A 16,947-nucleotide genomic window follows, 5' to 3' on the forward strand; every position below is an offset into this window, starting at 1 on the left:
CAAGCGGCACTATAGCGCGCATGCCGGCCTATTCCACGGAGACTCGCACCACGCCGGCGCTCATCATGCCGAGCGCACGGGCGGCCGGCACCGAGAGGTCGACGATGCGGCCACGGATGAAGGGACCGCGATCATTGACGCGGCATTGGATCGTTCGCCCGCTCCAGGACACTCTGAGGACGCTGCCGAACGGGCGCGTCCGATGGGCGCAGGTCAGCTCGCCGCCTTTACCGGCTTTTCCGTATCCATAGTACGACGCAAGCCCGCTTTCGGCCTGGGCGACAGAAAAGGCAGAAAGCAAAAAAGTGGCCAGGCAAAAACAAAGTATCATCTGCGCTCGCACGGCACCGCTCCCGGTTGGCCCTGCCCGGCGCTGCAAACTTGGCTGTGTTCCCTCTGGTTCCGGGAACCCTGCCGGGAACGCCGGCAGGGCCATCACACTTTGTTACGAGCTGTGAAACACCAGCGTGCGGACCTCGATGCTTTCGCGCGGCGCGGCGCCGGCCGGCGTAGTCGGATCGACGAATGCGGTATGCGGCCCGAACCGCGTGCGGCCGTCGGTGGCGGAATCGTAGCACTTCAGCAGCAGCGCCTCGTCCGGCGTCATCTCGGGGACGTAGAACCAGCGGTGGTTCGGATTGTATTTCACCGAATAGATCTCGCCGCGCCGGTTGGGATAGATCAGGTCGGAAGCGACGAGATCGTCAGGCGCAACCGTCGTGGCGTCGGCCATGGCGAGAGGCGAGTCGCGCAGGGGCCCACGGATCGGCCGCCACAGATTGATCACCTGCACGCGGCCCTTCAACAGCCGCTCGGCCTCGTCGGGCAGATGCTCGCGGACGCGATTGGCGCCGGAGACGACGGTCTGATCGACATGGACGCGCGTCGCCGGCTGGCGCGGGCCGCCGCCGCGGATATCCGGCGCGCCCTCGACACGCTTGCGCACGGTATGGTCGAAGATGACGACGCGGTCGGCCTTCAGCGTGGCGCGCAGGAACGCTTCGACGGCGGGATAGTAGACCGCCCTCACCTCGTCCTCGTCGTAGAAATCCTTCACCCGGGTCGGATGACGCAGCAGCGCAAAGCCCTCGCGATCGAGCGAGAAATTGTGCGCGATCAGTCGCGCGTCGAAGATCGGCACCTGGTGCGGCTCCGGCAACGACGTGCTCTTGGGCTCGCCGGGCGGAGGATCGAAGGCGTAGGTGCGCGGCTTGCCAGATGTCGGCGCGAGATAGTTGAGTTCGGCAGTGACGAAGGGAAGCGATTCGATTCTTGTTTCTTGCAGGCCCATGGCCGGTCTCCCGATGTGGTCGTGTGTTTGATTTTGCGGGAGTGCCGAGAGGCGCAAGAGGTGCGGTGCAAATAGCAATGAGGGTGTTGCCGAGGCTGAGGAATACAGCAGGAACGTTTCGAAAAACCGGCTGGTTTGGAACGTGTTCTTGCCGCTCACGGATGCTTGAGTGCTCGTGAGATCTCGTGCCCGGACGCGGCGCATCACGACGTGGTGTGCCGCAGAGCCGGGGCCCATCCAACCGAGAACATTCCGCGAGACATGGGTCCCGGCTCTGCGCAGCCGCGTTTCACGCTGCAGCGCGTCCGGGACGAGGCTCGGCTACAATCCCGCGTTCGCAATCGCAACGGAAAACGAGCGATCCACGATCTCCACCGCATCCAGCTTCTGCTTGATCAGGCGCTCAGCGCTTCCAGCAACGGGGCGGCCGCCGGAAACTCCTTCCACTCGATCTTGTACGGCACGTCCTTGAGCACGCCGGCCGCTTCCATCACGGCCTGCGAATTGCCCTTCTGGTCGCCGGCGCGCAAGGTGGTTTGCGCGGCCGCCAGTTCAAGCGAACCGAGCAGCGCACGCCGGCCAGCATGAGGCGGATCATTCTGCCGCCTCGCCGCGAATGGCCTGACGCTTGGCGATCAGCTCGCGCGTCAGCGGGATCAGCTCGCGGCCGTATTCGATGGCGTCGATCAGGGGGTCGAAGCCGCGGATCAGGAAATGGCTGATGCCGAGGTCGTAATAATCGCCGAAGACTTCGGCAACCTGTTCGGGCGTGCCGACCAGCGCAGTGGTGTTGCTGTTGGCGCCGGTGAGCTTTGCGATCTCGGTCCACAGCCGCTTGTCGATACGGCTGCCCTGATCGGCGAGCGCGAGCAGGCGCCGTGCGCCGGCCGTGGCATGGCCATCGGCGGGCTTGCGATAGCCGGTCTTGTCCTGCAGCGCAGTGGCGCGCGCCAGGATCTCTTCCGCCTTCTCCCAGGCCTGCTTCTCGGTCGGGGCGATGATCGGGCGCACCGACAGGCTGAAGCGCGGCGTCGGCCGCCCCTGCCTCACTGCCGCGTTATGAACGCGCGAGGTGACATCGCGCACCTGGGCATAGGACTCGCCCCACAGCGCGAAGGTGTCGGCGTGCTTGCCGGCGACGTCGATCGCCGCGTCCGAGGCGCCGCCGAAATAGACGCGGATGCCTTCGGGCCGATACGGCTTCACCTGCGAGAAGGCATTCTCGACCTGGTAGTACCTGCCTTTGTAGGAGAACGGCTTGTCGCTGCTCCATTCCAGCTTGAGCACGTCGAGGAATTCGGACGTGCGGGCGTAGCGCTCGTCCTTGTCGTCGAGCGTGTTGCCGTCCTGCCGGAGCTCGGTGGCATTGCCGCCGGTGATGACGTGAAGCGCGACGCGGCCGCGGGAAAACTGGTCGAGCACCGCGAACTGCCGCGCCAGCAGCGTCGGCGCGGTGAAGCCCGGCCGCTGCGCGATCAGCACGTTGAGCTTCTTGGTGTGGCTCAGCACGTGCTGCGCGACCTGAAGCGCGTCGGGCGTCGTCGAATGAAACGCCAGCAGCGCGCGGTCGAAGCCGGCATTCTCATGCGCCTTCGCCACGGTCTCGATGTGCGTGGGATTGAGGACCGGACCTTCGCGGACCACGGTCTCGGACGAATTGTTGTTGCTGATGAAGCCGATGAACTCGATCGACATGATCGTCTCCCTGTTGAACTGTCAAAGCCCGAGCGCGGCGCGGCCGAGGCCGATGCGCGTGGAATCGTCCTGCGGCGTGTGCACGCGGCCGCACAGCACGTCGCGATAGTGCCGCTCCAGCGGATTGGTCCGGCTGAGGCCGTGATTTCCGGTCAGCGACAGCGCGTCCTCGACCACGGCGACGGCATTGTTGGTCACGGTCAGCTTGACGACGTTGGATTCGCCGGCGGAGAGCTGGACGCCATCGTCGAAGTCGCGCGCGAACGTCTCGATCAGCCGCGCATTGACGGCGAGCCGCGCCTCGATCGCGCCCAGCATCTCCTGCGCGCGGGCCAGGGTCGCGAGCGGCGCGCCGAGGCTGGCGGGAACGCGCTGCTTCAGGAACGCGATCAGCCAGTCGCGCGCGGCGCGGGCGATGCCGTCATAGATGGCGGCGACGAAGATCGTGTGGACCGTCGCCTGCGTGGCGTCGGGTCCGCGCCATTCGGCGGGCCTGCGCACATCGATCTCGGCATCGAGCGGGATCACGACGTCGTCGAAGACGACATCGTGGCTGCCGCTGGCGCGCAGGCCGTGATGGTCCCAGGTCTCGACGATGCGCGTCCCTGGCAAGCCCGCCGGCACCAGGAACTGACCGACGCGCGGCTCGGCTTCATCGGTCCGCGCCCAGACCAGATACCATTTCAGGATCGGCGAGCCCGTCGAATAGATCTTGTGGCCTGAGAGACGCCAGCCGGTCTCGGTGCGGCGCGCGATCGTCGCCGGCAGGCCGCCGCGCGCGGGTGAGCCGAGCTCCGGCTCGACACGGAGCGCATTGACGAGCGCGAGGCCCTCCACGCTCTCGCGCGCCAGCTTGCGCGACAGCCGCGCCGGCCAGGTCGGGCTGCGCGCCATCACGAGATGATTGATATAGTGCATCGAGAGCACCAGTGCGGTCGAGGGATCGGCCTTGCCGAGGATGCCGATGATTCGTGCCGCGTATTGCGCGCCGGCGCCGGCTCCGCCATGCGCCGCCGGCACGGTCAACGACAACAGGCCAGCCTCGGAGAGATCGCGAAAATTCGCGAAGGGAAAGCTGCCGTTGCGGTCGTGCTCGGCCGCGCGCGCGGCAAACGTTTCGGCCAGCGCCTCGGCGCGGGCGACATAGTCCGGTTCGTGATGCGCCGGACGTCCCTTGGCGATCGAGGTCACCATGTGGCGTCCAGTCCGAGCAGGCCGAGGATCTGGCGGCGCAAATCGGCAAGATAAGGATCGCCGCGATGGCGCGGATAGGGCCGGTCGACGCGGATGTCGGCCTTCACGCGTGCCGGGCGGTCGCTGAACACGATGACGCGGTTGGCGAGCACCAGGGCTTCCTCGGCGTCATGCGTCACCAGCAGCGTGGTAAAGCCCTTGCGCTGCCAGAGCGCGACGATCTCGGCCTGCATGGTGATGCGGGTCAGCGAGTCCAGTTTTCCCAGGGGCTCGTCGAGGATCAGGATCTTGGGATCGTTGACCAGCGCCCGCGCCAGCGCGACGCGCTGGGCCATGCCGCCCGACAGCTGGTGCGGATAGGCATTGCGGAACGACGACAGCCCGACGAGGTCGAGCGCGTCGTCGACGCGCTGACGCTGGCTCTTCAGAATGCCCTGGGCCTCGAGGCCCAGGGCGACGTTGTCCCAGACCGACCGCCAGGGAAACAAGGTCGGATCCTGGAACACGACGACGCGGGACGGATGCGGCCGCGTGATGCGGCTGTCGTCTTCCCGCAAGCGTCCCGCCCTGGGCTTGTCGAGGCCGGCGACCAGGCGCAACAAGGTCGACTTGCCGCAGCCGGAGGGACCGAGCAGCGCGACGAACTCGCCTGATACGACGGAGATGCTGACATCGCTGAGGACGGGCAACTCCGCACCGTCGATGTCGAAGGCGTGACTGACCTGCTCGATGTCGAGCGCGGCGCCGGCGGCGGGATGCGTCACGACTTCGGCGAGAGCGGTGGCTACCATTTCACGGTTCCCTTCTGCCAGACCAGAAGCCGGTCGCGGATCGCAAACAGCAGCGTGATCGCGCCGGAGCAGAGCAGCGACATCACGATCAGCGCCGCATACATGTTGGAATAGGCGGCCCAGCCCTGCGCCCATTGCAGGTACCAGCCGAGCCCGGCCTTGACGCCGATCATCTCGGCGACGACGAGCACGGCAAAGGACGAGCCGAGCCCCATGAACAGGCCGACGAAGACGTGCGGCAGCGCCGCGGGGATCGCGACCTTCAGCACCAGGAAGGACGGCTTGGCGCCGAGCGTGCGCGCGACGTCGTAATAGGCGTTGCTGACGCTCGCGACACCGGACCAAGTCAGCACCGTGACGGGAAAGCCGGTCGCAAGCGCAATCAGGAAGGTCGAGGCGCTCCAGCTCGACGGAAAGGTGAAGAAGGCGATCGGCAGCCAGGCGGTCGCCGGCAGCGGGCCGATGAAGCGCAGCACCGGGTGCACCCAATAGCCGACCGCGCGCGACCAGCCGATCGAGACGCCGGTCAGGAAGCCGACCGTCGCACCGATCAGGTAGCCGCCGAGCTGCAGCTTCACGGACGCGAACACGCTGTCGAGCAGCTTTGGCAGATCGTCGGTGTAGACCTCGATGATCGCCTGCGGCGGCGGGAAGAACGGCAGCGGCAGCCAGGCGAATTTCGCGGTCGCGAGCTCCCACACGGTCAGGAACGCGCCGAGCGCGACCAGCCACGGCGCCCGCTTGTGCAGCGCCTTGCCGGCCGACCCCAGATAGTCGGCACCGACGGTGCCGAACAGTGCGACGGCCGCGATCACGAAGGCCGCGATGCCGAGCGAATGCGTGCGCGACCAGTCACCGACATCCGTCCACCACAGGCAGGACAGGCCGAAGGCGATCCAGGCGATGCTGGCGAGCACGCCGGCGCCGGAGTCCTTCACCCAGGCGGTGAGCAGCGGCGCGCGCGAGACACGCGGCGCACCGGAGGCGAGGCCGTCAGACAGCGAATACGTCGACATAGATGCGCTCCGCGAATTTGGCCGTGTCGGTGCTCGGCTTGAAAACCTGCACGCTCTTGAGATCGTCGGCATACGCCTTCAGCTCGCGCTTCAGCACGTCGCCGACGGGATGGTGATGGTGGGTGTGGTAGCGCACCATGCCCTCGATATCGGCGAGCGTGGCCGCCTTCGGCGCGTAGGGCTGGAACGACCTTGCCGCAACCGTTGCATTCTGCGCGGTGAACATCGCGGCATCGAGCAGCGCCTGGGTGATGGCGCGCGCGACCTGAGGCTCTTCGCGCACGAGCGAGCCGCGCAGGCCGAGGATACAGCAGCTCTTCTCGCGGAATTCGCCGTCGAGATTAGAGGCGACTTCCTTGTACTGCGTGTCCTTGAGCCAGAGATAGGCGAGCGGATCGGAGGACAGGAACGCCTGCACCTCGCCCTTCTCCACCGCGACGTTGAGCAAATTGCCGGGATAGGCGCGCCAGTCGACGTCCTTGACCGGATCGATGCCGAGCTTGGCGAGCTGGATCGAGAAGAAATTCTTGTCGGGTCCGGCGAGATCGCCGACCGCAACGATCTTGCCCTTGAGATCGGCGAGCTTGCTCACGTTGGAGTCGGTGCGCGACAGCACGCGCATGCAACCGCCATGGGTGCCGGCGGCGATCTTGACGTCAAAACCCTGCTCCAGCGGCTTCAGCCAGCGCAGCGCCATGCCGAGGCCGGCGTCGCTCTTGCCCGTCGCGATGGCCTCGAGCAACTGGTCGGTGGAGCCGGAATAATTGACGAGCTCGACGTCGAGATTGTGCTTCTGGAAGAAGCCGTGCTCGATGGCGACAGGCACCGGCGCGAGGCACACCGCGCCGGCATTCCACGACAGCTTCAGCTTGCGCGGCGCGCCGGAGAGCGCGGGCGCATCGGACGCGGTCCGGCACAGCGGAAATTCCGAGAAGTCGACGCCGGTCGCAATCCCGCGCGGCGCGAAGGCCTGTGCGCCCAGCGCGCCGAGCGGCGCGGCGAAGGCCGCCGCAAGGCCGCCCTGGAGCAGATGGCGCCGATCGAGCCTCGATCTTCCGCGCTTGTCGTCGTTGGTCATTCGTCCCCACTCCTGCGCTGGCACGGCTCCGCTGGTTGCGCAACGGTTCACGTTGCGCATGTTCCGTGCGGAGCTGCGTTGAGAGAAATTTGTTCCGGCGGCATTTCAGCGCCGCGTTGATGCGATGCGCAAATCATGCGGCGCGCCCGCCGCATCGTCAATGAAATGGAATTTCGAATGTGGTGCGAAGCGAAGTCATTCTCTCCATCGACATGCGCGGGAACGACGAAACGATTTTCGCCGATGCATCGCGCGGCGCCGTGCGCTTGCGGCCCGCATCCTGCTTCACCTCCACAAGGCGCAGGTGATCGCCGACGGCGAAGGCCTGACGCCGACGATCATCCTCATCGTCGCCTCCGACAACGCCATCGCCACCAAGCGCGCGGCGGTGCAGGACCTGGTGCAGCGGTTGAACAAGCCGCGGCTATGGTCGCTGGATCACATCGGCGAATACGCGGGGAGCACGGCAGAGCTGACCAAGCTGCCCGAGGACATGCTGCTGTCGGCCGACACCGCGCAGCGCACCAGCCCGATCGTGATCGACGAGAACGTGGTCAGGGAAATCCAGCAAGCGTCCGACCGCTCGACGCGCGACGGCATTTTGCCGAAGACGCTCGACGTCAGCAAGGCCGTCGACCGCAGCTTCACGGCTGCGGCCGCCGGATCGAACTAGGCGAAGGCGGCGGGACGCTCAGGCTCAAGGCCGGGCCGCTGCATCTCGCCGCGATCGTGCTCGTGCATGTCGCCTGCATGAGCCTGATCGTCTGGCTCTCGCTCTAGCGAGGCGCTCACCAATATCGGCGATAATAGTGACGGTGATAGACCCGGTACGGCCGGTAGTAGCCGTAGCCATAGCCGTAATACGGACGATAGGGCCGGTAGTAGCGCGGATAGGCCGGCGCGTAACCATAGCCGCCGTAATAGGCCGGGGCATAACCATAGCCGTAGCCCGGATATCCGTAGCCATAGCCGCCGCCATAATACGGTCCGCCGCCGTAATAGCCGTAAGGCGAGCCGGCGGCGATGGCGCCGCCGATGATGGCGCCGGCCGCAAGACCGCCGATGCCCCAGCCCCAGCCGCCGCCGCGCCAATGCACCTGGGTGACGTCGTCGCCGACCGCCGCCTTCATGGTCGCGACGTTGGTCGGCAGCGGGGCCGCTCCCGCCTGCTGGATTTGGCCGGCGATGACCACGCCGGCCAGCGAACAGGCAATTGCCGTTTTCCAGACCCTCATCGTCTCAACTCCTGTCTGACGTTTCGCTTGGAAAAGGATCGCAGTGTCATGATCGGGCATCCTTGCGCCAAGTCAAAGCCCGGATTTCGGGAGCCGGATTTGCGTGCGGCGCACAAGTCTCGTCCATGCCTCGTTGCACGGCGATCGCCGGCCTGCGAGACGGGCTGGCGTGCCAGCTTCCGCCCCATCGAGGGCGGCGCGATTTCCGTGCCTGGCAGCCAAGGCAAAGCATTAAGCTTCCCGCGTTCGCAACCAACAACCGACTTCACGATTTACTATTCGTACCGTTACTATCGGTTCCAAGGGCGCGGGGCTTCTCGCGACAAATGGCCTCGGCCTGCGCCGGGCGGGGAAGTGGGAGGATGACATGAGTGCCGTCGGTAATGAGCCGCTCGCCCGTCAGGCGCTGGCGTTCGTCCTGGCTGGCGGACGCGGCAGCCGGCTCCTGGAGCTGACCGACCGGCGCGCCAAGCCCGCCGTCTATTTCGGCGGCAAGTCCCGCATCATCGATTTCGCGCTGTCGAACGCCGTCAATTCAGGCATCCGCCGCATCGCGGTGGCGACCCAGTACAAGGCGCACAGCCTGATCCGGCATCTTCAGATGGGCTGGAACTTCTTCCGCCCCGAGCGCAACGAGAGCTTCGACATTCTCCCCGCGAGCCAGCGCGTCTCCGAGAACATGTGGTATGTCGGAACGGCGGATGCGGTCTACCAGAACATCGACATCATCGAATCGCACAATGCCCGCTTCATCGTCGTGCTCGCCGGCGACCACATCTACAAAATGGATTACGAGGTGATGCTGCGCCAGCACGTCGACAGCGGCGCCGACGTCACCGTCGGCTGCCTGGAGATGCCGCGCGCGGAATCCTCGGGCTTCGGCATCATGCATATCGACGAGAACGGCTGGATTCAGGAGTTCCTGGAAAAGCCGAAGGATCCGCCGCCGATGCCGGGCAAGCCGGACGTCTCGCTCGCCAGCATGGGCATCTACGTGTTCGACGCGAAATTCCTGTTCGACCAGCTCAAGCGCGACGCCGAGGATCCGGACTCGAACCACGATTTCGGCAAGGACATCATTCCCTACCTCGTCAAGAACGGCCGCGCCATTGCGCACCAGTTCTCGACCTCCTGCGTCCGCTCCGGCGGCAACAACGTGGCCTATTGGCGCGACGTCGGCACGGTGGACGCCTATTGGGCCGCCAACATCGACCTCACCGACGTGGTGCCGGAGCTCGATCTGTTCGACCGCGCCTGGCCGATCTGGTCTTACGCCGAGATCACGCCGCCCGCGAAATTCGTCCATGACGAGGAAAGCCGGCGCGGCCAGGCGGTGAGCTCGCTGGTCTCCGGCGGCTGCATCATCTCCGGCGCCTCGCTGCGCCGTTCGCTGCTGTTCACCGGCGTGCGCATCAACTCCTACGCCAATGTCGAGAACGCCGTGATCATGCCTTACGTCAATGTCGGCCGCGGCGCGCGCCTGAAGAACGTCGTGATCGACCGCGGCGTCGAGATCCCGGAGGGCCTCGTCGTCGGCGAGGACCCCGAATTGGACGCCAAGCGATTCCGCACCACCGAGCAGGGCATTTCGCTGATCACGCAGGCGATGCTCGACGGGATCGATAAATGACGCCTGTTCGCGTCCTCGCCGTCGCCTCCGAAGTCTACCCCATCGTCAAGACCGGCGGCCTCGCCGATGTCGCCGGCGCGCTGCCGACCGCGCTGAAGGCGCATGGCGTCGAGATGCGCACCCTGATGCCGGGCTATCCCGACGTGATGCGGCTGATGTCGGGCGCTGCGGAGGTCCGGCACTGGCCGGATTATTTCGGCGGTCCCGGACGGCTGCTCGCGGGCGGCCATGACGGGCTCGACCTGTTCGTGCTCGACGTGCCGCATCTCTATGCGCGGCCGGGCAATCCTTACGTCACCCCCGAGAACGTCGACTGGCCGGACAATGGCCTGCGCTTCGCCGCGCTGTCGCGCGTCGCGGCCGACATCGGCCACGGCCTCGTGCCGGCCTTCGTGCCCGACGTCGTGCACGCCCATGATTGGCAGGCCGGGCTCGCGCCGGCCTATCTGCACTATGACGATCGCCCGCGGCCCGCCACCGTGATGACCATCCACAACATGGCCTATCAAGGCAAGTTCGCGCGCGAGCTGATCGGATCGATCGGCCTGCCCTGGAGCGCGTTCGACGTCCACGGCCTGGAGTATTTCGGCGGCATCAGCTTCCTGAAGGCCGGCCTGCAATTCGCCGACCGCATCACCACGGTGTCGCCGACCTACGCGCGGGAAATCCAGAGCGACGAAGGCGGCATGGGGTTCGGCGGCCTGCTGCGCGAACGCGCAAGCGTGCTGAGCGGCATCCTCAACGGCATCGACACCGACGTGTGGAATCCGCAAACCGACGCGCACATCGCCTACCGCTACGGCGCCGAAGACCTCACGTTCCGGGCCGCCAACAAGGCGGTGCTGCAGCAGCAATTCAACCTCGATTCCTCGGACGAGGCGCCGCTGCTCGGCGTCATCAGCCGGCTGTCGTGGCAGAAGGGGCTCGATCTCCTGCTCGAGACCATTCCGACCATCCTGGGCGAAGGCATGCAGCTCGCGCTGCTCGGCAGCGGCGACCGCGACCTGCAGGACCGCTATCAGGCCGCTGCCCGCGCCAATCCCGGCCGGATCGGCGTCGTGATCGGCTATGACGAGATCCTGGCGCATCTGCTGCAGGCCGGATCGGACGCGCTGATCGTGCCCTCGCGGTTCGAGCCATGCGGCCTGACCCAGCTCTGCGCGCTGCGCTACGGTGCGGTCCCAATCGTCTCGCGCGTCGGCGGGCTCGAGGACACCATCGTCGATATCGGCGAAGCCGGCGGCTCCGGCCGCGACGCCACCGGTTTCAAGTTCGCCCCCGTGACCGCCGATGCCCTCGCCGGCAGCTTGCGCAAGGCCAACACCGCCTTCCACGACAAGCCGACCTGGCGCCGGCTGCAACGAAGCGGCCTTGCGACCGACGTCTCCTGGCGCAATCGCGCCGGCGACTATGCCGCGCTGTATCGCGACCTCGTGGCGGCCCGCGCCTGAGGCATGACCGTCGTCGAATCCATGCTATAGAGCCGGCATGGATCCGTTATTGATCAAGCTGATCGGCTTTGCCGCCGCCACCTGCACCACCGTGGCCTACGCGCCGCAGGCCATCAAGGTGTGGAAGACCCGCTCCACCGGCGACATCTCGCTCGGCATGTTCCTGGTCATGGTGCTGGGTCTGGCGCTCTGGCTGATCTACGGACTGCTCTCCGGCGATGCACCGCTGATCGCCTCGAACGCCGTCACCATGGTGCTCGCCGGCGGCATCCTGGTGATGAAGCTCAGATACGGCTGAGCTTCGTCATGCCCGGGGCTCTTCGCCGGTCGAGAAACGAAGTCGCTTGTATTGCAGTTTCACCGCGCGATAGCATTCGCAGGCCGCCCTGTTGAGCTCGTCAACGTTGATGATCTCGATGTGACCGCGGCTGAACCGAATGATGTTGGCCTGCTGAAGAGCGTGGGCGACGAACGAGACGCTGTTGCGGCGGACGCCGATCATCTCGGCCATCAATTCCTGCGTCAGCTTGAAGCGATCGCAGCCCGACAGATCCCGAACCCGCAGCAGCCATCGCGCCAGCCGTGCTTCGACGGTATGCGATGCATTGCAGCCCACGGATTGCTGGGCCTGAACGAACAGCGCCTGGCTGTGACGCATCAGGTTGTCTCGAAACGCCGCACTCTGCTGCGCGAGAGCACGCAGGCGAGCGGCCTCGACCAACAAGGCCGCACCGGGCACCAGCACGACGGCGTGAACCAGTGCCACGGGTTCGCCCAATACGCCGAAGGTGCCAAGGATGCTGTCGGAGCCGACCAACGCCACTTCGATCCGTTCTCCTGCCTCGAGCTCGACGACGAGAGACACGACCGCTGTGAGCGGAAGATGGGCCCACACGACGGTCTGGCCAAGCTCGATCAGCGAAGCCCCTTCCCGAAGCTCGACAGCCTTCAGATGCCCGCGAATGGCCGCGAAGTCGGCCGGGTCAAGCGACTTGAGAAAAGCGTTCTGGAATGGATCTGGTGACACTATCCAATTCTTCGGAAATTCGCACTGCAACGATCACAACCACAGCGCGACGACGAACCAGGAAAAAATGCCTAGATATGCACGATTGCGTGCGGATGATCGACGCGCGCCAACACCTCTATGTCACGACTCAACTCTTGCGGGCAACAATCTCGAATCGTCTGCCCGAATTCACTTGCTTTTGCCGGCACACGCGCCCAAGGTCGTTATGTGCGTTACCGGACATTATTCGGCGGGCCCGGTTGGACTAAGCGATATCCCTCGCTGCCGCTCGGAGCGCATCATGACCAACCACTACTTCCGGATTACCAACTGCGACGGCGGCACGATCGAGCATCTGGCCGAGATCGCGGACGTGGAATCGGCGTGGACCGAAACGACCAAAGTGTTCGGGGATCTCGCCCGCGGCTGCGGGCTCAGGGAAAATGCCGAATGGCGAATCGAGCTTCTGGGCTCGAGAAGAGAACCCCTGTATCGCATCCGACTGCTCGCCGAGACATGTGAGGCCGTCGCCTCTGCTTGTCTGACAGCAGACAAGGGCGAGCCCTACTGACGTTTAGCGACGACACTCCGCCGTCTCTTATGTCAAAATCTGACACAGTAAAAAAAGACTCGCTATGTGCGGTACAGCTCTTACTGTCGTCGCATTATCGGATATCCGCATGAGGCACCGATAGCTGAGAGTTCTTTGCGCTCCCGCCTGTCCCCGGGAGCGACAAATGAAGAACCTCTTATTGAGGCAGCTTTCCGAAGCCGATCTCAAGATTCTCGAGCCACATCTGAAGACAGTCGCCTTCGAGCAGCACTCCCTGCTGTTCGAAGCCGATCAGGAAATCCGCTCCGTCTACTTTCCCGCCGGCGCAGTCATCTCGCTCGTCGTGACTCTTTCGACCGGCGAGATGATCGAGACCGCGATGGTCGGCATCGACGGCGTCGTCGGCGCCGCCGCCGCGCTGGACGGGCGGATGTCTCTCTGCCGCGGCATCGTTCAACTCGGCGGAAACATCGTCGTCTGCAATATCGACGCCCTGAAGACGGCCGCACTGCAGAGCTCCAGGCTGCTGGCTGTTCTCATGCGGCACGAGCAGGCCGTCTACGCCCAGGCCCAGCAGTCCGCAGCGTGCTTCGCCTCGCACAGCGTCCAGGCCCGGCTCTGCCGCTGGCTGCTGCGCGCGCGCGATCTATCCGGCAGCGACCAGCTCCAGTTCACGCAGGAATATCTCGGACAGATGCTGGGCGTTCGACGCTCGAGCGTGACCGTGGTGGCGCGCACGCTGCAGGCGGCCGGCCTCATCCGGTACGCGCGCGGCAAGATCAGAATCCTGGATGCCGAGGGACTGGAGGAAGGCACGTGCGAATGTTACGCCGCCGTCCGGGCTCGCTATGAGCAATTGCTGGGAACGGATACGGCGAAACGGATCGACGCCGTCTCGTCGCAAGCTGTGATGGCCGACAGGCGCGCGATTCAGAGCCGGCCGCCAAAAACATACGACGCCATCGCCACGCTCGCGACTTCGTCGACGAAGACGCGCTTGCCGACGTCGCTGCCGGCGGCGCCGGCGGCCACCATCAGCGGCAACAGATGGTCCTCGCGGGGATGCGCGAGACGCGCGCTCGGTGCGTTCTCCCAATCCACCAGCATCGCATTGCGTCGGGCCGGATCCGGGTTGCTGATCGCCTCGTTCAGATAGGCCTCGAAATCGTAGGAGACCGGCCTCGACTCCGGCCGGTTGAAGCCACGCATGTTGTGATAGGTCAGCCCGCTGCCGACGATCAGAATGCCCTCGTCGCGCAGCGAGGCGATCGCCTGCCCGACCTTGATGTGCTCGGCCGCGTCGTAGGCAGATTTCAGCGAGAGCAGCACGATCGGCATGTCGGCGTTCGGATACATCAGGCCGAGCGGCACGAAGGTGCCGTGATCAAAACCCTGATGGGGATCTTCCCGACAATCGACGCCCGCGCCGGCAAGCAGCGCCTTCACCCTCGCGGCGAGCTCGGGACGGCCCGGCGCCGGGTATTTGAGGTGATAGGTATGCTCGGGGAAACCGTAATAGTCGTACACCATCGGCGGATGCGCCGAGGTCGACACGGTGAAGGCATCGGCCTCCCAATGACCGGTGATGACGAGCACCGCCTTGGGCCTTTCCGGCAGCAGCTGCGGCAGCCGGCCGAACTCCTCCGCGGTCCGGGCATATTGCACCCGCCTGTCCTCCATGAACGGCCAGGGGCCGCCGCCATGCGACAGAAACAGGGTCGGAAATCGCGTCATCGGGCTCGTCTCGTCGGCAATAGGCGCGCCAGTTCCCGCGCAACCGGCGGCGAGCATAGGCAAACCGCCATGGTTAGCAAGTCGTTAACGATTTGCCGCCCAAAATCCGGCCGTGGCCGAAGCAGTCGGCCTGAAGACAAGTGAGACGTGAGATGAGGAAGTTTGCGCTGGGGGACGTCGTCAACAGTGACAAGGGCCGCCGCGGCATCGTCCGCGCCGCCTTCAAGTCGCGCGAAGGCCAGCAGTTCTACGCCGTCGAGAAGGACGGCGCGGTGGACTATCTGGAGGAAGACCGGCTGACGCCGGCTCCGCGGGTCGAGCTCGCGGCTTAAGCCCGCTTCATTCTCGTCGTGCTAGCGCGCGAGCCGGTCGAGACGCTCCGCCAGGGGATCATCGCCGCTCGCGATGCGATCGTTCGCGATCAGCAGCAGGCGATCGCGGCCAGCGGCTCCATCCCAGCGCGGCAGATCGGGACCGTTGGGATCGCCGTTCCTGGCGAAGTTGATCCAGTAGGATCGCATGCGGCTTGCGACCTCGCGATCGCCGCGCGAGAAGATACCCGCACCCAGCACCCCCTCCACACCGAAGATGAACTGCAGCTCCCGCCCGCGCCCGCCCTCGGGGTTTGCGCGCCGGGCCTCGGGGACATAGGCGAAGCGATAGCGGAAGGTTGCCGCGCCGCTCGCGGCGTGCAGACGGGCCAGCAATCGTGCGGGCTCGGAGAAGACCTTGTCGGTGTAGAGCCGTGCCGCTAGGTCGGAAGGCCTGGCGAGGTCGGGATAGAGCTTGCGCAGCTCATCGCTCGTGAGGCCCGACGACGCGACCTCCTCCTTGATGTCGAGCTCGCTGTCGAAACCGGTCTCGTCGTCGTTCGAGCCGATGATCAGGGGAATGCGGCTTTGATGTCCGGCCGCAAAGCCCGCGGCAATGTCCTCGGTCACCAGACTTCCATCCCGCATCGGCGCGAAGCTGCGCCGCGATGTCTCCAGAAGTCGAATTTCGGCGGCAAGCAGGCGTCGCGGTTCGACGGCGCGCACATCCGCCGGCGATCCCAACACCGCCACGAACTGCCGGCCGACAGTCTCCGCCTCCTGCGCCGACCGCAACCGGGCGCGCGCGGGGATCGATTGCAGAATGGCCTTCTGGAAGAGACCTCGCGCTTGCGCACACAGCATCAGAAGCGCGATCGACCTCGCGCCGGCGTCACGGCCAAACAACGTGACGTTACCGGGATCCCCGCCGAACGCCGCGATGTTGTCGTGAACCCAATGCAGCGCGGCGATCTGATCCATCAGGCCGTAATTGCCGGAGCCGCTTTCCGACAGCGCGGGATCGGCCAGCCAGCCGAGCGCGCCGAGGCGGTAATTGGCGGTCACCACGATGAGGCCGGCCTGCGCAAGCCTTGCGCCGTCGAACAGCGGATCGTTCGCGGTGCCACCGATGAAGCTGCCGCCGTGAATGAACATCATCACGGGCAGCGGGCCGTCGACCCCGAAAGGGCGGAACACGTTCAGCGTGAGACAATCCTCGTTCGTCTCAGGCCGGCCCGGCTGAAGACAGGGCATGCCATACGCGTAGGCGGTATGCATCTCCGAGCTTTCCGGCGCCAGCTGCGGCGGACGCCAGCGCAACGCGCCGACCGGCGGCGCTGCGTAGGCCAGCCCCTTGAAGGACGCCACCTCGCCTTCGACGGCGCCGAGCATCTGTCCTTCACGCGTCAGCGCGAATGGAAACTGTCCGACCGGCTGGGCTGCGGCCGAGCCGGCAAGCAGTAGGACTGCGGAAGCCGCGATGAGCGCAAGCAGGGATCGCATCTTCTGGGCATTTCGATGCGCGGAAAATTTCCCGTGAGGTTATGTCCGCGGCGCATCCCGAAGCAAGCCTGACGGCTCACTCGCCGCGCTTTGCGAGAATCTCCGCCAGCGCGCGCCGCGCGATGATGCCGAGCTCACCGAGCGTGGAGTGTCCCGCCTGCGCCGCCTCGATCAGGCGCTCGGCGATGAACCTGCGGCTGTCGTGATCGCCGCCATGCGGCAGCTGGCGGCACGTCTCCTCCAGGACGACGTCCATGTTCGCTTTGGTCCGCTCACTCAACTCTGGCATGACGCTCGGTCGCTACGCGTGGCTTGTAACCGCAAGCATACACAGCCGGATCGGGCATGATTAGCCCGGGTGACCACGGCCATTGTGCATCGCGATGCGTGTGGCGCAGCAACATTCACGTGGCCACGATGCCGCCGCAAACAACCACCGAAGATTGCACTTGCTCT

The 16,947-nt window shown here is 65.6% G+C and carries 18 protein-coding genes and 3 pseudogenes; 7 read left to right on the forward strand and 14 right to left on the reverse strand.

Annotation, left to right across the window (positions count from 1 at the left end; genetic code table 11):
* Window positions 1–28: 28 nt before the first annotated feature.
* From CO669_RS30080 to CO669_RS30115, 8 genes and pseudogenes are all read right to left on the reverse strand, one after another.
* The gene (locus CO669_RS30080) at window positions 29–343 is read right to left on the reverse strand and encodes a septal ring lytic transglycosylase RlpA family protein (RefSeq protein WP_097665047.1); all 315 of its coding nucleotides are present in this window, start codon (window positions 341–343) and stop codon (window positions 29–31) included.
* Between the two features lie 102 nt (window positions 344–445).
* A complete protein-coding gene (locus tag CO669_RS30085; protein WP_097665051.1) occupies window positions 446–1,291 on the reverse strand; it encodes a CmcJ/NvfI family oxidoreductase in 846 nt (281 codons plus the stop codon).
* Between the two features lie 398 nt (window positions 1,292–1,689).
* A pseudogene (locus CO669_RS30090) lies at window positions 1,690–1,860 on the reverse strand (ABC transporter substrate-binding protein); the annotation flags it as partial.
* Window positions 1,861–1,885: 25 nt separating this feature from the next.
* Complete coding sequence (locus CO669_RS30095; protein WP_097665053.1) at window positions 1,886–2,986, reverse strand: LLM class flavin-dependent oxidoreductase; 1,101 nt, start codon at window positions 2,984–2,986, stop codon at window positions 1,886–1,888.
* 21 nt (window positions 2,987–3,007) lie between these two features.
* Window positions 3,008–4,180: an acyl-CoA dehydrogenase family protein gene (locus tag CO669_RS30100; protein ID WP_097665055.1), complete on the reverse strand. Its 1,173-nt coding sequence runs from the start codon at window positions 4,178–4,180 to the stop codon at window positions 3,008–3,010.
* Window positions 4,174–4,971, reverse strand: coding sequence for an ABC transporter ATP-binding protein (locus CO669_RS30105; protein WP_097665057.1), 798 nt, complete (start codon window positions 4,969–4,971; stop codon window positions 4,174–4,176). Before CO669_RS30105 ends, CO669_RS30100 begins: the two co-directional genes overlap by 7 nt.
* Window positions 4,965–5,987, reverse strand: coding sequence for an ABC transporter permease (locus tag CO669_RS30110; protein WP_097665070.1), 1,023 nt, complete (start codon window positions 5,985–5,987; stop codon window positions 4,965–4,967). The genes CO669_RS30105 and CO669_RS30110 overlap by 7 nt, the downstream gene beginning before the upstream one ends.
* Window positions 5,965–7,065 (reverse strand): ABC transporter substrate-binding protein, encoded by a 1,101-nt coding sequence (locus tag CO669_RS30115; RefSeq protein ID WP_097665072.1) that lies wholly within the window; start codon window positions 7,063–7,065, stop codon window positions 5,965–5,967. The genes CO669_RS30110 and CO669_RS30115 overlap by 23 nt, the downstream gene beginning before the upstream one ends.
* A 295-nt stretch (window positions 7,066–7,360) precedes the next feature.
* Between CO669_RS30115 and CO669_RS30120 the strand changes: the two are divergent.
* Window positions 7,361–7,738, forward strand: a pseudogene (locus CO669_RS30120) (type 2 periplasmic-binding domain-containing protein); the annotation flags it as partial.
* A 115-nt stretch (window positions 7,739–7,853) separates the two neighbouring features.
* Here CO669_RS30120 and CO669_RS30125 read toward each other — a convergent pair.
* A complete protein-coding gene (locus tag CO669_RS30125; protein WP_097665074.1) occupies window positions 7,854–8,300 on the reverse strand; it encodes a hypothetical protein in 447 nt (148 codons plus the stop codon).
* Between the two features lie 367 nt (window positions 8,301–8,667).
* Between CO669_RS30125 and glgC the strand changes: the two genes are divergently transcribed.
* The 3 genes from glgC to CO669_RS30140 are packed head-to-tail and all read left to right on the forward strand — an operon-like array spanning window position 8,668 to window position 11,679.
* A complete protein-coding gene (gene glgC, locus CO669_RS30130; protein ID WP_097665076.1) occupies window positions 8,668–9,930 on the forward strand; it encodes a glucose-1-phosphate adenylyltransferase in 1,263 nt (420 codons plus the stop codon).
* Window positions 9,927–11,381, forward strand: coding sequence for a glycogen synthase GlgA (gene glgA, locus CO669_RS30135; RefSeq protein WP_097665078.1), 1,455 nt, complete (start codon window positions 9,927–9,929; stop codon window positions 11,379–11,381). The genes glgC and glgA overlap by 4 nt, the downstream gene beginning before the upstream one ends.
* 37 nt (window positions 11,382–11,418) lie before the next feature.
* Entirely contained in the window at window positions 11,419–11,679 is a 261-nt protein-coding gene (locus CO669_RS30140) for a SemiSWEET transporter (RefSeq protein WP_097665080.1), read from the forward strand.
* Window positions 11,680–11,685: 6 nt separating this feature from the next.
* Here CO669_RS30140 and CO669_RS30145 read toward each other — a convergent pair whose 3' ends face one another.
* Entirely contained in the window at window positions 11,686–12,438 is a 753-nt protein-coding gene (locus CO669_RS30145) for a Crp/Fnr family transcriptional regulator (RefSeq protein WP_245444571.1), read from the reverse strand.
* A gap of 253 nt (window positions 12,439–12,691) precedes the next feature.
* On the opposite strand from CO669_RS30145, the gene CO669_RS30150 reads away from it, so the two are divergent.
* On the forward strand, window positions 12,692–12,961 hold the full coding sequence (locus CO669_RS30150; protein ID WP_143278766.1) for a hypothetical protein: 270 nt from the start codon (window positions 12,692–12,694) through the stop codon (window positions 12,959–12,961).
* A 178-nt stretch (window positions 12,962–13,139) separates the two neighbouring features.
* Here the strand turns inward: CO669_RS30150 and CO669_RS36470 are convergent, their stop codons facing one another.
* On the reverse strand, window positions 13,140–13,544 hold the full coding sequence (locus CO669_RS36470; protein ID WP_245444581.1) for a hypothetical protein: 405 nt from the start codon (window positions 13,542–13,544) through the stop codon (window positions 13,140–13,142).
* On the opposite strand from CO669_RS36470, the pseudogene CO669_RS36475 reads away from it, so the two are divergent.
* Window positions 13,482–13,742: pseudogene (locus CO669_RS36475) on the forward strand (Crp/Fnr family transcriptional regulator); the annotation flags it as partial. The gene CO669_RS36470 and the pseudogene CO669_RS36475 overlap by 63 nt on opposite strands.
* A 131-nt stretch (window positions 13,743–13,873) precedes the next feature.
* On the opposite strand, the gene CO669_RS30160 reads toward CO669_RS36475, so the two are convergent.
* The gene (locus CO669_RS30160) at window positions 13,874–14,677 is read right to left on the reverse strand and encodes a DODA-type extradiol aromatic ring-opening family dioxygenase (protein ID WP_097665382.1); all 804 of its coding nucleotides are present in this window, start codon (window positions 14,675–14,677) and stop codon (window positions 13,874–13,876) included.
* A gap of 152 nt (window positions 14,678–14,829) precedes the next feature.
* Between CO669_RS30160 and CO669_RS30165 the strand changes: the two genes are divergently transcribed.
* Complete coding sequence (locus CO669_RS30165) at window positions 14,830–15,009, forward strand: hypothetical protein (protein ID WP_097665084.1); 180 nt, start codon at window positions 14,830–14,832, stop codon at window positions 15,007–15,009.
* A 21-nt stretch (window positions 15,010–15,030) separates the two neighbouring features.
* On the opposite strand, the gene CO669_RS30170 is transcribed toward CO669_RS30165, so the two are convergent.
* Together CO669_RS30170 and CO669_RS30175 are read right to left on the reverse strand one after the other, a co-directional pair.
* Complete coding sequence (locus tag CO669_RS30170; protein ID WP_097665086.1) at window positions 15,031–16,491, reverse strand: carboxylesterase/lipase family protein; 1,461 nt, start codon at window positions 16,489–16,491, stop codon at window positions 15,031–15,033.
* A 76-nt stretch (window positions 16,492–16,567) separates the two neighbouring features.
* On the reverse strand, window positions 16,568–16,747 hold the full coding sequence (locus CO669_RS30175; protein ID WP_245444573.1) for a hypothetical protein: 180 nt from the start codon (window positions 16,745–16,747) through the stop codon (window positions 16,568–16,570).
* Window positions 16,748–16,947 lie beyond the last annotated feature (200 nt).

The organism is Bradyrhizobium sp. Y36 (assembly GCF_002531575.1).
Taxonomy (GTDB): Bacteria; Pseudomonadota; Alphaproteobacteria; order Rhizobiales; family Xanthobacteraceae; genus Bradyrhizobium.

Bases quoted from the DNA above. Each gene is read 5' to 3' on its own strand.
- CO669_RS30165 (WP_097665084.1), top strand. From the start codon at position 14,830: ATGAGGAAGTTTGCGCTGGGGGACGTCGTCAACAGTGACAAGGGCCGC.
- CO669_RS30085 (WP_097665051.1), bottom strand. From the start codon at position 1,291: ATGGGCCTGCAAGAAACAAGAATCGAATCGCTTCCCTTCGTCACTGCC.
- CO669_RS30110 (WP_097665070.1), bottom strand. From the start codon at position 5,987: ATGTCGACGTATTCGCTGTCTGACGGCCTCGCCTCCGGTGCGCCGCGT.
- CO669_RS30100 (WP_097665055.1), bottom strand. From the start codon at position 4,180: ATGGTGACCTCGATCGCCAAGGGACGTCCGGCGCATCACGAACCGGAC.
- CO669_RS30095 (WP_097665053.1), bottom strand. From the start codon at position 2,986: ATGTCGATCGAGTTCATCGGCTTCATCAGCAACAACAATTCGTCCGAG.
- CO669_RS30160 (WP_097665382.1), bottom strand. From the start codon at position 14,677: ATGACGCGATTTCCGACCCTGTTTCTGTCGCATGGCGGCGGCCCCTGG.
- CO669_RS30125 (WP_097665074.1), bottom strand. From the start codon at position 8,300: ATGAGGGTCTGGAAAACGGCAATTGCCTGTTCGCTGGCCGGCGTGGTC.
- glgA (WP_097665078.1), top strand. From the start codon at position 9,927: ATGACGCCTGTTCGCGTCCTCGCCGTCGCCTCCGAAGTCTACCCCATC.
- CO669_RS30140 (WP_097665080.1), top strand. From the start codon at position 11,419: ATGGATCCGTTATTGATCAAGCTGATCGGCTTTGCCGCCGCCACCTGC.
- CO669_RS30150 (WP_143278766.1), top strand. From the start codon at position 12,692: ATGACCAACCACTACTTCCGGATTACCAACTGCGACGGCGGCACGATC.
- CO669_RS30115 (WP_097665072.1), bottom strand. From the start codon at position 7,065: ATGACCAACGACGACAAGCGCGGAAGATCGAGGCTCGATCGGCGCCAT.
- CO669_RS30175 (WP_245444573.1), bottom strand. From the start codon at position 16,747: ATGGACGTCGTCCTGGAGGAGACGTGCCGCCAGCTGCCGCATGGCGGC.
- CO669_RS30170 (WP_097665086.1), bottom strand. From the start codon at position 16,491: ATGCGATCCCTGCTTGCGCTCATCGCGGCTTCCGCAGTCCTACTGCTT.
- CO669_RS30105 (WP_097665057.1), bottom strand. From the start codon at position 4,971: ATGGTAGCCACCGCTCTCGCCGAAGTCGTGACGCATCCCGCCGCCGGC.
- glgC (WP_097665076.1), top strand. From the start codon at position 8,668: ATGAGTGCCGTCGGTAATGAGCCGCTCGCCCGTCAGGCGCTGGCGTTC.